Here is a 14,193-nt window from a genome sequence, read left to right as displayed (position 1 = left end):
TCGCAAGCGATCCTCCCTATCTGTTACCTTAACTTAGTCGATCACTATTATAGTAGTGAAAGCGCAGTCTGTGGTAACTGGTTAGCCTGAGCTAGCATCGCAGAAGAGGTTTGCGATAAAATCTGCTGCTTAGTTAACTGCGCAGTTTCTGAAGCAAAGTCTACATCTTGAATACGGCTACGCGCATCGGTTACGTTAGTTTGTACGTTACTTAAGTTACTGACAGTAAAGTTCATGCGGTTTTGCACCGCACCTAAATCAGCGCGCTGACTATCAATACTCGCAATCGCTGCATCAATTACGCCTATTGCATCTTGAGCTCCGTCTTGAGTACTTAAATTAACACCGGCAACAGACTTAAATGTAGTCCCTGCCGCTAAGGTCATATCTGTTCCTGCAACCGAGACAGCTGTAATACCAGTGTCTAGTTTGGCATTGGTTAAGTCGATAGTGAAATCAGTGGTAGATGCTGCTGTTGCCGCCGCACCATTGGTAGTGGTTGCGCTAAATGCTGCAAAATCAGAAGAACCATCACCAGTTTGAGCTGCTGTGCCAAACGTTACAGATGTTGAGCTAGTATTTGTCGCAGTAAGGTCAGTACCTAGAGTAAACTGGGCGCCACTAGCAGGCCCAGTAAAAGCATATGCACCACCTGTTTCAACTGTTGTAAGACCAGCCGTAGTTGCAGCTGCCTCGATGGCCGTTTTAAATGTAGCCGCATCCGCAGTTGCATCCGAAGTTCCTGTCAAAGTAATAGCTTGACCACCAATATCTAGCGCCAAAGTCTCACCGTCAGCAACAGTGATTGCAGACATTGAAGCAGTTGCCTGTGTCGCTGGTGTTGCTGCAATAGATTCCCCGCCAGTAACAGTTACATCACTAATACCGTCAAGGCTATTAATTTTATCTTGAACATCTTGTTTGGTCATATCGGCTTGAAGTGCTATTGCTGAAACTTTACCACCTATATCGATAGACAAAGACCCTGCTGCAGCCTCAGTGCCAGGAGTGGCTGTAGCTTGGACTGTTCCCGTATCGTCAAAGCTTTGATATTTACGGCCAATCGCAGCTGCTGATACATCGCCCATGGTTAATGAGATTGTTTCGTTGGCGTTAGCGCCAATTTGGAAGTTTTTAGTGCCGAATGAACCATCAACCAATTTACTACCCGCAAAAGAAGTACTATCTGCAATACGGGTTAACTCATCTTGTAACGAGGTAATCTCTGTTTGCATTGCTGTGCGATCTTTAGCTGAGTTTGAACCGTTAGCCGACTGCAAAGACAAATCACGCATACGTTGTAAAATATTGGTCGACTCACTCATCGCACCTTCGGCGGTTTGCGCCATTGAAATACCATCGTTAGCATTACGCATCGCGACACCGATACCGTTAATTTGGCTCGACATGCGGTTAGAGATTTGTAAACCCGCAGCGTCATCTTTGGCGCTGTTAATACGCATACCAGTAGATAGGCGCTCCATTGATGTCGACAGTTTGCTGTTGGCGCTATTTAACGAATTCTGAGACTTCATCGAAGTGACGTTAGTGTTAACTGAAATAGCCATAATTTTTTGCCCTCTACCTAACTTAAATAGTGCCTGTCAGTACTGTCAGGCGAAGTTTATTTTCTACATACACTGTAACGGCACGCACTAAAAAACCTTTAGCTAAAATCTCAAAAAATAATAATCTACAAGAAAATGATATTAAAATCATTTAAAAACAAACAACAAAAAAGCAGACTACCTAGCAGTCTGCTTCCATTTAATGCATGAGCGAACTTAGCTCTGCTTATTGTACTAATATATTAACCTAGCAATGATAGCGCTGTTTGTGGTAACTGGTTAGCCTGAGCTAACATCGCTGAAGAGGTTTGCGATAAAATCTGCTGCTTAGTTAACTGCGCAGTTTCTGACGCAAAGTCTACATCTTGAATACGGCTACGCGCATCGGTTACGTTAGTTTGTACGTTACTTAAGTTACTGATAGTAAAATTCATGCGGTTTTGCACCGCACCTAAATCAGCGCGCTGACTATCAATACTCGCAATCGCTGCATCAATAACGCCTATTGCATCTTGAGCTCCGTCTTGAGTACTTAAATTAACACCGGCAACAGACTTAAATGTAGTCCCTGCCGCTAAGGTCATATCTGTTCCTGCAACCGAGACAGCTGTAATACCAGTGTCTAGTTTGGCATTGGTTAAGTCGATAGTGAAATCAGTGGTAGATGCTGCTGTTGCCGCCGCACCATTGGTAGTGGTTGCGCTAAATGCTGCAAAATCAGAAGAACCATCACCAGTTTGAGCTGCTGTGCCAAACGTTACAGATGTTGAGCTAGTATTTGTCGCAGTAAGGTCAGTACCTAGAGTAAACTGGGCGCCACTAGCAGGCCCAGTAAAAGCATATGCACCACCTGTTTCAACTGTTGTAAGACCAGCCGTAGTTGCAGCTGCCTCGATGGCCGTTTTAAATGTAGCCGCATCCGCAGTTGCATCCGAAGTTCCTGTCAAAGTAATAGCTTGACCACCAATATCTAGCGCCAAAGTCTCACCGTCAGCAACAGTGATTGCAGACATTGAAGCAGTTGCCTGTGTCGCTGGTGTTGCTGCAATAGATTCCCCGCCAGTAACAGTTACATCACTAATACCGTCAAGGCTATTAATTTTATCTTGAACATCTTGTTTGGTCATATCGGCTTGAAGTGCTATTGCTGAAACTTTACCACCTATATCGATAGACAAAGACCCTGCTGCAGCCTCAGTGCCAGGAGTGGCTGTAGCTTGGACTGTTCCCGTATCGTCAAAGCTTTGATATTTACGGCCAATCGCAGCTGCTGATACATCGCCCATGGTTAATGAGATTGTTTCGTTGGCGTTAGCGCCAATTTGGAAGTTTTTAGTACCAAACGAACCGTCTACCAACTTGCTGCTGCCGAAGGAGGTGGTATCGGCGATACGAGTTAACTCACTTTGCAAGGCCGATAATTCTTTTTGCATCGCAGTTCGGTCCGATGATGAGTTTGAGCCGTTAGCCGACTGTAAAGATAAGTCACGCATACGCTGCAAAATGTTAGTCGATTCTTGCATTGCTCCTTCAGCGGTTTGCGCCATCGAAATACCGTCGTTAGCATTACGCATGGCGACACCGATACCATTGATTTGGCTCGACATACGGTTAGAGATTTGCAAGCCTGCGGCGTCATCTTTGGCGCTGTTGATGCGCATACCGGTAGATAAGCGCTCCATTGACGTTGAAAGGTTACTGTTTGCTTTATTTAAGCTGAGCTGTGACTTCATTGATGTGATGTTGGTATTAACTGAAATAGCCATAGGTAAAATCCTCTTCTTAGTTGAACGCCAAGACTCGGAGCTTGGCTAAACGGTTAATCATTAAACTGTTTAATGTGTGGTGTAACGTGTCTTTTTATAAAGGCCTTTCTGTAAGCGCCTTTATCAAAACCTTTATTATACGAGCCTAAATAAGTGCTTAGAAAACCTCTTACAAAAGACCTTATAACGAACTAAATTTACTACTTATTATATATAGTCAAACAAACTGGTCGAACTCACCTTACTGAACAAACTCGATGCTGCGCTAAGTGCGAGTTGTTGCTTTTCAAATTCGGTAATTGCCGAGGCAAAATCTAAGTCTTCTAACTTTGATAATGCCGAGGTGTTAATCAATTTTTCATCAGTGTGATTGTCGCTATACTGTTGCAGCACTTTTAAGCTGTTGCCGGTTAAGCTACGTTGCTGACTCATTTGATTGACGCCACTGTCAATGTTATTCAAGAGCTGTGCCAACTCTGACTGACCTGCAGGTGTTTGTGCGTCGTCACCACTTTCGAATAAGGTGATAGCCTTGCTGAAGGTATCGAAAATACTGACTTGCGGCTGTTGTTCGACAGTAAAGACGTCATTAACTGCAGGCTTGCCGTCTATTGTTACTTCCATGTCTCTAAACTTAATCGGCACTGAAGCGTCGAAGGGAGCTGCTGCTGAGATGATAGTTGGCGTACTGTCGCTCACCTCTACATTGAGACCACCAGCACCGTCATCGCTAAATTTAAAGCTATAAATATCAGCAATATGCGCAACCGCCGGTATTTGAGGTACGATTTTGGCGCTACTAACCACAAAGTCGCCTTGCTGAGACGGCAAATAATTGACGCCATAATCACCCATGGCATTTGGGGCATTCATAAAGGCGGCGTCGCCTGGCACATTGGTATTAACTTGTACCCCTGCAGCAATATTGCTTTTACGAATACCGGAATCACCGCTGTAAACCACATCACCATTATTATTGAATGCAAAGGGGGCACTGTTGGTTTTATTGCCAGCAAAAATATAATTACCTGACTCGTCTTTGGTATTGGCAATGGACATTAATTGTTCAAGACTTTGACGCATATCATCGGCAATCACTTGCCGCTCGGCGGAGGTCATGCTGCCGTTTATGCCGCGCAGCACAGACTCTTTCATGCTGCCAACTAAGGTATCAGCCTGGCCCAACTGACTTTCGGCTTGTTGAATGTGGCTAGTGGCGTAATCAATGTTTTTAATAAATTGATCCACCAGAGCATTTTTTTGCTTTAGGTTATCAATACCAATGGCAGCAACTGGGTCATCACCTGCTGTATTGACTTTTTTACCGCTAGAAATTTGCGCAATGATGGAATTGGTGGCCGATTGCTTATTTAATATGCTATTGGTGTTTTGCTGAAACATCTGTCCGGTAGAAATTCTCATGATGTATCTCCTAGCGAACCGAGCTTAATAAAGTATCGAAAATGGTTTGTGCTGTAGTCATAATTCTGGCGGCTGCTTGATAAGATTGTTGAAAGCGCAATAAATTTGCTGCTTCTTCATCAAGATTGACGCCAGATTCACTTTGCACCCGGTTACTAGCTTGTTGATATATTGCTGTCGCTGAGCCGACGCGCACTTCAGCAGACTTAGTTTGGCTACCGATATCGAGTTTAGTATTTTCGAATACGCTGGTTAACGTGCCAGTGCCGTTATTCATTAATTTGACGTCTGATAATTTTGCCATTTCGACAGCATTGCTGTTATTGCCTTCGGCAAAGGCTAAGTCGAACGTAAATCTGTCGGCGGTGGCGGTACCACTTGATGTAATATCAAAGTCCATACCAAAGGCATTGATGTTGTTACCTGTATATGAGGTGCTTGGGCCTAATGAAACACCTGCACTATTAAATGCTTGATAAGTATTGGCGGCGGTATCAATGGTAAACGTAATTGATGAACCGGTTGCAGTACCTTGAAAACCGGCCACACTTGAGTCCATGCTGTTTAAGCTAACTGAAGTATTACCCGAGTTTGTTGTGGCAGAGGTTAACGTCGGCCCAGCAGCTGCAATGCCTTCAGGGTCGGTCATGACCACTTTTAATCCCGTGGCGGCACCGGCGGTTGGGCGAATTTCAAATTTATCGCCATCTTCAATGGCAACGATATTAATGCTAAAACCAGCTTCGGTTGTGAGTTGGCTACCCGATAATGCGAATGGGGTTGCTTTACCGGTTTGAGTATCTTTAAGTTGATAGCCATCGGCGGTGGTAAAGCTCAATTCATAACTGCTACCAGACAATGCACCCACATCGTCAATGTTGACCGATAATGCAGCTGTAGGCGAATTAGTTGAATAGCCGCCCGCGCGGCCTGTTGCCATTAACGGGTTATTGATATCACGAAAAATATCGCTACCAACGGCACCGTTTAAATCAAAACCTTTGGACTGCATTTCGTTAAAGGTGTCTGCAATGCCTAAGGCTAATTGGCCGAGTTCAGTGCTGGCTGGTAATAAGGTGTCATCTCTAAATGAAAATAATGCGCCAAGTTGACCGCCCAATTTAGACGGATCAACATTAAGGGTTTTGTCACCAATAGAAGCATTAATACGTGGTTCATTTGGGTAAGGGTCGCCGGTACTCATGCCCATTTTCATCGACACTTCACCCGATACCAACATTACTGAGCCACCGAGCATAATTGACTTTGCGCCGGTATCTAACGGAATAACATTAACCTGCGCATATTGGCTGAGCTCTAAAATGAGTGCGTCTTGTTTGTCTAGTACTTGGCTGTCTTGATCTTGAGATTTCATCAACTCTAAATTGATGTTGCCTAGCTCTTTACTAATTTCATTAATACGAGTGGTAATAGATTCTATTTGGTTATTGGTTTGTTTCACCTGGCCATCAAGTTGTGATTGCATTTGATTTAAGCCAATGGCCAACTGCTGCGCAGAACTTAAGCTGCTTGTGCGAATACCTAAATCTGTGGGTAAATCGGCGACACTATTGATGCTGGCAAAAAAGTTGTTTAGATTTTCTGGCACCATTTTGCCAATTTGAGAATAAATTTGATCTAACTCACTCAACTTACTGTACGACGTTTCAGCCGCACTCATACTTGTTTGGCCGATGCGTAATTCACGCGCAGCAAATTCGTTGTAAACACGTTTAACATCGGACACATACGTACCAGTACCGTAAAAATTATTACCTAGACGTTGCGACTCAGTTGAAGCTTGAGTCGCAACCTGACGGTTGTAACCTTCAGTATTGGCATTGGCAATGTTATTACTGGTCACCCCTAACTGAGCTTGAGATGCTTGAACGCCTGTGCGAGCGATATTGAGTAAGTCAATCGACATTATTTAGTCTCCACAGGTAATATAGATTTAAGGCCTTCTGTTACCGACTTCATCACGTTGATGACTTTATTGGCATATTGAGGGTCGGTGGCGTAACCGGCTTTTTGCAATGCTTTAATAAATTGCGTTGGTTCAGCTGCAACTTTACGCGCATCCTGATAACGATCGCCTTGGCTAATAAATGACACAAAGTCATTAAAGCTCTGTTCAAGGTTGTCATACATTCTGAAATCCGCTTTTTGTTGCACCGCAATGCCCTTTTCAAATTCCAACGTATTGACTGAGGTTTTATCACCTTGCCAACGCTTGTCTGCTTTAATGTTAAACAGGTTATGGCTCATAGTGCCGTCGTTACGGCGTACCACTTTTTGGCCCCAACCGGTTTCTAACGCCGACTGGGCAATTAGCACTTCAGCTGTAGTGCCCAACGATTTAGCCGCTTTTTCAGCATGGGGATATAACACTGAAATAAAATGTTCTGGGCTAGTAAACTGACTCACTGCAATACCTTTAGCTTTTGGTGCAGTAACATCTGTTGGCGGCAATACTTTGCCTATTTGTACCGCTTGACTGGCTAATTGCTCACCGCGTAACACACTGTTTAACTGCTCACCGTCTAACACATTAGTAAACTGCTCACCGTCTAACACATTAGTAAACTGAGCTGACATTGGTCGCATCGATTCGGCGCTATCGATTACAGAATGGGCTGTAACTGAATGGCCGATAACAGAATGCGATGCGGCTATTTGATCTTTTGGCGCAATAATATCTAAGGTGTCTTTATCTAACTCTGTTGCTGGAGCAACAAACATACTTGGGTTAACTTTATAATCACTATTGCCACGCAATACTGATGCTGGCGTAATGGGGCTGTCTTCTGGATCTAATTGCTGCACCATAAGCTCAGCTAGCCCCAGCATGCCTTTACTTGATAAATCGACCGACATTTGTTGATCGCGCATTTGTTCAAAAAATGCGGTGGTTTCGCTGTTCATCGGATTGTCTGACTTAAACGCGGCATTAGCATCTCGCATGCTTTTCATTAGCATTTGAATAAAGATACCTTCAAATTGCTTTGCCGCTTCTTTAAGTGCCCCCTTCTCGTCTTTCTGGGCTTGGACACGAAGTGAATCTAGTCCTCCTAGATCCAGAAAGTTCGATGAAGCTGACAACTTTTCCATGGTCATTCCGACAATTATTAGATAATGATAAGTTCACCATGCAAAGCGCCTGCCATTTTTAACGCTTCGAGTATGGCAAGTACGTCTGATGGTGCTGCGCCCACTAAATTCACGGCTCTTACGAGCTCATCAAGTGTGGTGCCTGGATTAAACATAAACATACGACGATCTTTTTCTGACACATCAATGGTGCTGTTAGTGGTAACAACGGTATTACCACCGGCTAATGCGTTGGGCTGCGATACCTGAGTTGCCTCGGCAATGGTGACGGTTAACCCGCCGTGAGTGACTGCCGCGGGCAATAACTTAACGTTTTGGCCAACCACTATGGTGCCGGTACGTGAGTTCACAATCACTTTGGCTGATTCTTCCGCCGGGATAACTTCTATGTTTTCTAATACCGATAAAAATGATACCCGCTGTGATGCATCGCGTGGTGCACTCACTTGAATAGAGGTGGCATCAATGGCTTTTGCCATGTCTGGGCCCAGTAAATCGTTAATCGCATCGGCAGTACGTTTAGCGGTAGAAAAGTCTGAGCGACGCAAATTAAAGGTTAAATAATCACCGCTAGCAAACGGGCTGATAACACTGCGCTCAACAATGGCACCACCAGGGATGCGGCCAACCGTTGGGGTATTTTGGATCACCAATGAGCCATCAAGCCCTTCAGCACTAAAACCACTGACAATTAAGCTGCCCTGCGCAATGGCATACACATTGCCATCGACCCCTTTTAAGAAGGTTTGTAATAAGGTGCCGCCACGTAAACTTTTTGCTTCGCCTAAACTAGACACGGTAATGTCAAGATTTTGACCCGGCTTAATAAAGGCCGGCATTTCGGCATGCACCGCAACAACGGCAACGTTTTTTGAATTAGGGCGAACAGAGTCGGGTAAATTAATACCGAAATTTTTGAGCATGGTTCTGAAGGTCTGTTCGGTGTAACTGGTTTTTTCGCCAGTACCCGGCAAACCCACCACTAAGCCGTAACCGACTAACTGGTTACTCCGTACCCCTTGAATACTGGCGATATCTTTAATCCGTTCAGCATGTGCAGGCGCGGCTAGCATTAATATTGATGCAACAGCCGTTAAAATCAGGTTAATTTTCATGCATTACTCCTTAAAAAGGCCACCAGTCACTCATAAAGAATGAACTCAGCCAACCGACTTTTTGGGAGTCAGCAAACGTACCGGTACCGCTATACTGAATACGAGCGTTAGCCACTCGTGTCGAATCTATGGTGTTGTCGGGATTAATGTCTTCACTGCGGATCATGCCGGTGACACGAATAAACTCATCACCGTTGTTAATAGAAATCCATTTTTCACCGCGGATCACCAGGTTGCCGTTACTGAGCACCTGGATAATATTGGCCGAAATACTGCCATCTAAACTGTTAGATTGATCAGCATCAGACTCACGCTTGGTATTCATGCTGTCTGAATATCCCAAATCAATTGGCACGCCACTGATGGAAATATTTTTACCGCCGGCATAAACGGGCTGAACGCTTAAATCGGAGCCTTTTTTGATTTCGTTATTGGCGCTTTTTGACGCTTGAGTGGACTCTTTTAAGGTGACGGTAATAATGTCGCCAACGCGATGGGCACGAATATCGGAATACAAGCTTGATGCTTGGCTATCAAGATAAATAGATCCCGTTGGCGCCACTTGCGTAGGTACTGTATCTGGGTATACCGGCGCATAAAATGGATCATCAGCAATCGGTTTTTTGGCGGTTGAGCTACAGCCAACCAATAACACAACTGAGGCTAACGCAATGTATTTAATCATGTTAGCTCCTTAGAGATTCTGATTAATATAAGACAACATTTGATCAACGGCTGAGATAACTTTAGAGTTCATCTCGTAAATGCGTTGACCTTGAATAAGGTTGACCAATTCTTCTGTCACATTGACGTTAGAGGTTTCAAGTGCCCCTTGGCGAATAGAACCTAAACCGTCTTGTGACGCGGTGCCTTGAATAGGCGTACCGCTTGCACCTGTTTCGGTATACAAGTTTTGCCCTAGTGGGTCTAAACCTGCCGGATTAATAAAATCGGTCATGGTTAACTGGCCAATAACCTGGCTGGCGGCTGTACCTGGTGTTTGCACTGACACTTCACCCGATGACGATACCGTAATACTGGTGGAGTCATCTGGAATGGTAATAGGCGGTTGCACCACATAACCAGAACCCGGTGTTACGATTTGGCCGGTATCATCTAAGCTGAACTGGCCGTTACGCGTGTAGGCTGCGGTGCCATCTGGCATTTGCACTTCAAAAAAGCCCGAACCTTCAATCATTAAATCTAATGAGTTATCGGTAGTCAGCATGTTGCCTTGGGTAAACATTTTTTGGGTGGCAACCACTTTAGTACCCGCACCAATGTTTAAACCATTAGGTAACTTGCTGTTTTCTGAGCTAATACCACCGGCTTGATTTACCGTTTGATAGAGTAAATCTTCAAAAACTGCACGGCTTTTTTTAAATCCCACCGTGCTGGCGTTAGCCACGTTATTTGAAATAACGGCAATGTTAGTTTGCTGGGCGTCGACACCGGTTTTACTTATCCATAACGCTGGATGCATAATAATTACTCCTAACTAATTCTCATCAAGGAAGTGGACGCTCGATCAATCTCTTCAGCGTTCTTCATCATTTTGACTTGCATTTCGTATTGACGTTGAATATCAATCATGGCGACCATTTCATGTACTGAATTGACGTTACTGCCTTCAACCGCACCACGTTCAATTTCAACACCAGGGTCGTTCGGCGCATTGCCACCCGCAGTTAGACGGAACAAACCATCTTCACCACGCATTAGGTTTTCGTTGCCCGGATTAACTAATTTAATCCGCGCAACCTCTTCTATTACTTCAGCGGTAGCGCCTTGCGGGCGTACTGAAATAATACCGTTGGCCGAAATTTCTATTTTTTCAACTGGGATAGGCAACACAATTGGACCCGAAGCGCCCATTACCGGGCGATTACTGCTATTTAATAACAAGCCAGTACTGTCAATTTTTAAACTACCTGCACGGGTGTATCCTTCAGAACCATCTGCCGCTTGCACTGCAAGCCAGCCATCACCCTTAACCGCAATATCAAGGTCACGACCAGTGGTTTTAATAGGACCACCGTTAAAATTACTGCCTGGGCTTTCCATCATCGAAAATACCCGAGTAGGCAAGCCTTCACCAAATGCCTGCATTGAACGGGCTTGGACCATGTCAGCTTTAAATCCATCAGTATTGGCGTTAGCAAGATTGTTCGCACTCACTGCTAGGGCATTCATCCCCTGCTTTGCGCCACTCATGGCAATATAAAGAAATTTGTCCATTTTTTGCTCCGTCAAACTTTCTGCAAAAACACTATATACAAAGAATAAGCAAGCATCATGCCAATGAGATTTAGGTTGTGTTGTAAGGAGGTAACTACATGAATCGGTTAATCAATAAAATTAATGAATAACGCGTGAGTGTCAAAAAAGCATCTATCAACACTAGTGAGGTAATAACAAAGAGTAGCGAGGAGTAACAATAACAAGGATAAAGGCAAGGTGTTGCCGTAAACGGCAACACCTATTATCACGTAAACATAAATTAATAAGGTAAAGGTAAACGTAAACTTAGCGGATTTGTAATATGGTTTGGTTCAAAGTGTTGTTGACTTCAAGCGTACGCGAGTTAGCCTGGAAGTTACGCTGAGCCGAGATTAAATCAACCAGCTCAGTGGTTAAGTCAACGTTTGATTGCTCAAGCGCAGATGAACGAATACTACCAAATGTACCGCTGTTGGCTTCTCCGGCTAATGCTGGGCCCGAATCGATACTGGCTTTCCAAGACGTATTACCCACTTGAGTCATACCTTGCTCGTTAGCAAAACGCACTAATGCCACACGTGATAACGGAACCGTTGAGCCATTACTGTAACTGGCGGTAATTAAACCATCTGAACCAATACCTACATTGGTTAATCGGCCCACGGTAATACCATCTTGAGTCAATTCAGTCACTTCAAACGGAGAAGAATACTGAGTTGGGTTGTTGAATTTTATCGTCAGAGTCTGAGTACCATCAGCCCCAGGACCTAAAGCCGCAGCAGCACCAGTACCAAGAGCCTCTGTAGTGATAGTCGCAGGGTCACTGCCAATATAAGCACCTGCGGAATTAAAGGTAAGTACCGCACCAGACCATGTACCAGCGCCAGATGCTGCAGTACTAGGATTTGTAGCTGATGCGGTGCCAGCTACATCACTAGCACCACCACCAGCACCATCACCATCACTATCTGTATCATAAGTACCGGCTCCATTTACATCAACCGGTTCGCCATCTACAGCATAAAAAGCCACCCAATTACTTTCACCAGTAAATGAACCATTGGTCGGTTTAATGAAATAAGTGGTCATAATATGCGACTCACCTAATGAATCATAAATCGTCACTGAGGTGGAATTATTAAAGGTATCAGAATCAGCAGGATTAAAATTAGCTGGGTCTAATGCTGTTTCACTGACATTAAGATTCATCTGCAAACCAACATTTTCGGTTTTAACAGGACTCCCAGCAGTGTCTGGAATTTTAATCGGCTGAGTGGTGGTTAAACTCACCGAAGTTGAACCACCATCTTCATCCACCGGGAAACCTTGTAAAAAATTACCCGCTGAGTCGACCATATAATTGGCTGAGTCAACTTTAAACGCACCAGCACGGGTGTATGACTGATCTTGAGAGCCTAGTTCTGATGAGGTAACAAAGAAGCCACCACCACTGATCGCCATATCCAACGAGTTGCTGGTAAATTGTAAGCTACCTTGATGAAACTGCTGTGCAACCTGTGTGGTAGTTGCACCACCACCCACAGCGGTTTTACTGTTAGAAAAAATAGAATTGGCATATACGTCGGCAAATTCTGCTCGCGACTCTTTAAAACCAATAGTATTGACGTTAGCGATGTTATTCGCCGTTGTATTTAAGTCTTTTTGCGCGGCAGCAATACCACTCAGTGCAATGTTAAATGACATAGATCACCTCTCACAATTAATTCATTTATTAATACAGCCAATAATCTGTTATTGGGCGTACTATGTTTCAGATACTGCGAGTACGTCAGATAACTTAATTCCGCCTACTCCACGCAAATTCAAAATGGCTCCGGTCGCGACTGTGCCCAATGACACACTGGTAACATGAGCGTAAGTCGATACCGCTAAATCTTGTGACGTTCCATCAACTTTACCACTGGCCTTAATCGCGTAACTACCCGCTTTGGCAGGGTCGCCATTTTTATCTAAGCCATCCCAAGTCACATCAATATTGCCGCCTTTACTGCCGTCAACATTAAAGCTCTTAATAAGCTGGCCCGACTCATCCTCAACCCTAACCGTAATCGATTCGATTGCAGATGGTGTACTAATAACCCCCTTAATCTCAGAGCTTTCAGTCGAAATAGCACCGGTATCAGATGGAATAAGTACTTTACGACCCACCAGGCCTGAAGCTTGTAACGCCTGGCTAGAACTCATCACAGTATTAAGGTTAAGGATTTCATCATTAAGATTTGAAATACCATCGACTGTAGAAAACGATGCCATTTGAGCAATCATTTGATCATTATCAACCGGTTTAAAAGGATCTTGCATCGACAACTGTTGACTGAGTAAAGCAAAAAAATCTTCTTGCTTTAACATCTGATCTTTTGATTCAGGAATAGCACTCTCTTCAGGCAAACGAATGCCGTCAAGAAAAGGATTACCAGTCGTAGTGCTAGTTGTATTTGTCTGTACTGAACTTTTCGTAGTAGCGCTAGTATTAGATGCACTACTGGATTGTTGCGGTAAAGACTGACTGTAAGAATTAATGAGGCTCATTGTTACCTCCTTGAGTCATCATACTATTTACCCATCCTTAACGTCTGTTGCAACATAGATTTAGTCGCATCAGCCACCTGAACGTTCATTTGATAAGAGCGTGATGCAGAAATCATATCGGCCATTTCTTCCATCACATTGACATTAGGTTTGTAGATAAAACCATCACCATCTGCCATAGGATGGTCTGGCGAGTATTCTTTTAATAATGGTTTGTTACTTTCAACAATGCCTTTTACGCTAACACCAGGCGAACTGTTTTGCTGGCTATTGGCTTTTAGCATTTCGGCTTCAAAAACAGGATGACGCGCGCGATAGGTTTTATCGACACTGCTAGACACAGAATCAGCATTGGCAATATTACTGGCGGTGGTATTCAAACGCACTGACTGCGCAGACATACCTGAACCAGAAACATTAAAAATATTAAATAAACTCATA

At 44.0% G+C, this 14,193-nt stretch carries 12 protein-coding genes; all 12 read right to left on the bottom strand.

All coding sequences use genetic code 11. From position 1 onward, the window contains the following. Positions 1-47: 47 nt before the first annotated feature. A complete protein-coding gene (locus tag HNW13_RS02830; protein ID WP_208062792.1) occupies positions 48-1,568 on the bottom strand; it encodes a flagellin in 1,521 nt (506 codons plus the stop codon). A 242-nt stretch (positions 1,569-1,810) separates the two neighbouring features. Next, positions 1,811-3,334 (bottom strand): flagellin, encoded by a 1,524-nt coding sequence (locus HNW13_RS02825; RefSeq protein WP_192115345.1) that lies wholly within the window; start codon positions 3,332-3,334, stop codon positions 1,811-1,813. Positions 3,335-3,541: 207 nt separating this feature from the next. Then, entirely contained in the window at positions 3,542-4,756 is a 1,215-nt protein-coding gene (gene flgL / locus HNW13_RS02820; protein ID WP_192115346.1) for a flagellar hook-associated protein FlgL, read from the bottom strand. A gap of 10 nt (positions 4,757-4,766) precedes the next feature. Further along, the gene (flgK, locus tag HNW13_RS02815) at positions 4,767-6,683 is read right to left on the bottom strand and encodes a flagellar hook-associated protein FlgK (RefSeq protein WP_192115347.1); all 1,917 of its coding nucleotides are present in this window, start codon (positions 6,681-6,683) and stop codon (positions 4,767-4,769) included. Next, positions 6,683-7,867 carry a flagellar assembly peptidoglycan hydrolase FlgJ gene (flgJ, locus tag HNW13_RS02810; RefSeq protein ID WP_192115348.1) on the bottom strand — a complete coding sequence of 395 codons (1,185 nt, stop codon included), beginning with the start codon at positions 7,865-7,867 and terminating at the stop codon, positions 6,683-6,685. Before flgJ ends, flgK begins: the two co-directional genes overlap by 1 nt. Positions 7,868-7,884: 17 nt before the next feature. Continuing rightward, positions 7,885-8,982, bottom strand: a complete 1,098-nt coding sequence (locus HNW13_RS02805; RefSeq protein WP_124730229.1) for a flagellar basal body P-ring protein FlgI — start codon at positions 8,980-8,982, stop codon at positions 7,885-7,887. Between the two features lie 10 nt (positions 8,983-8,992). Beyond that, positions 8,993-9,667, bottom strand: coding sequence for a flagellar basal body L-ring protein FlgH (flgH, locus tag HNW13_RS02800; RefSeq protein ID WP_124730228.1), 675 nt, complete (start codon positions 9,665-9,667; stop codon positions 8,993-8,995). Positions 9,668-9,676: 9 nt separating this feature from the next. Next, entirely contained in the window at positions 9,677-10,465 is a 789-nt protein-coding gene (gene flgG, locus HNW13_RS02795; protein ID WP_059747897.1) for a flagellar basal-body rod protein FlgG, read from the bottom strand. 11 nt (positions 10,466-10,476) lie between these two features. Then, on the bottom strand, positions 10,477-11,220 hold the full coding sequence (gene flgF, locus HNW13_RS02790; RefSeq protein ID WP_192115349.1) for a flagellar basal-body rod protein FlgF: 744 nt from the start codon (positions 11,218-11,220) through the stop codon (positions 10,477-10,479). Between the two features lie 288 nt (positions 11,221-11,508). Further along, positions 11,509-12,906 (bottom strand): flagellar hook protein FlgE, encoded by a 1,398-nt coding sequence (flgE, locus tag HNW13_RS02785; RefSeq protein ID WP_192115350.1) that lies wholly within the window; start codon positions 12,904-12,906, stop codon positions 11,509-11,511. A 60-nt stretch (positions 12,907-12,966) separates the two neighbouring features. Next, complete coding sequence (gene flgD, locus HNW13_RS02780) at positions 12,967-13,752, bottom strand: flagellar hook assembly protein FlgD (protein ID WP_192115351.1); 786 nt, start codon at positions 13,750-13,752, stop codon at positions 12,967-12,969. A 23-nt stretch (positions 13,753-13,775) separates the two neighbouring features. Further along, entirely contained in the window at positions 13,776-14,192 is a 417-nt protein-coding gene (gene flgC, locus HNW13_RS02775; RefSeq protein WP_192115352.1) for a flagellar basal body rod protein FlgC, read from the bottom strand. Position 14,193: the final 1 nt, after the last annotated feature.

It is taken from the genome of Shewanella sp. BF02_Schw, assembly GCF_014596695.2.
In the GTDB taxonomy this organism is placed as follows: domain Bacteria; phylum Pseudomonadota; class Gammaproteobacteria; order Enterobacterales; family Shewanellaceae; genus Shewanella.
This window is presented reverse-complemented; position numbering and strand designations above follow the sequence as displayed.

Bases quoted from the DNA above. Each gene is read 5' to 3' on its own strand.
- HNW13_RS02805 (WP_124730229.1), bottom strand. From the start codon at position 8,982: ATGAAAATTAACCTGATTTTAACGGCTGTTGCATCAATATTAATGCTA.
- HNW13_RS02825 (WP_192115345.1), bottom strand. From the start codon at position 3,334: ATGGCTATTTCAGTTAATACCAACATCACATCAATGAAGTCACAGCTC.
- flgJ (WP_192115348.1), bottom strand. From the start codon at position 7,867: ATGGAAAAGTTGTCAGCTTCATCGAACTTTCTGGATCTAGGAGGACTA.
- flgD (WP_192115351.1), bottom strand. From the start codon at position 13,752: ATGAGCCTCATTAATTCTTACAGTCAGTCTTTACCGCAACAATCCAGT.
- flgC (WP_192115352.1), bottom strand. From the start codon at position 14,192: ATGAGTTTATTTAATATTTTTAATGTTTCTGGTTCAGGTATGTCTGCG.
- flgL (WP_192115346.1), bottom strand. From the start codon at position 4,756: ATGAGAATTTCTACCGGACAGATGTTTCAGCAAAACACCAATAGCATA.
- flgG (WP_059747897.1), bottom strand. From the start codon at position 10,465: ATGCATCCAGCGTTATGGATAAGTAAAACCGGTGTCGACGCCCAGCAA.
- flgK (WP_192115347.1), bottom strand. From the start codon at position 6,683: ATGTCGATTGACTTACTCAATATCGCTCGCACAGGCGTTCAAGCATCT.
- flgH (WP_124730228.1), bottom strand. From the start codon at position 9,667: ATGATTAAATACATTGCGTTAGCCTCAGTTGTGTTATTGGTTGGCTGT.
- flgF (WP_192115349.1), bottom strand. From the start codon at position 11,220: ATGGACAAATTTCTTTATATTGCCATGAGTGGCGCAAAGCAGGGGATG.
- flgE (WP_192115350.1), bottom strand. From the start codon at position 12,906: ATGTCATTTAACATTGCACTGAGTGGTATTGCTGCCGCGCAAAAAGAC.
- HNW13_RS02830 (WP_208062792.1), bottom strand. From the start codon at position 1,568: ATGGCTATTTCAGTTAACACTAACGTCACTTCGATGAAGTCTCAGAAT.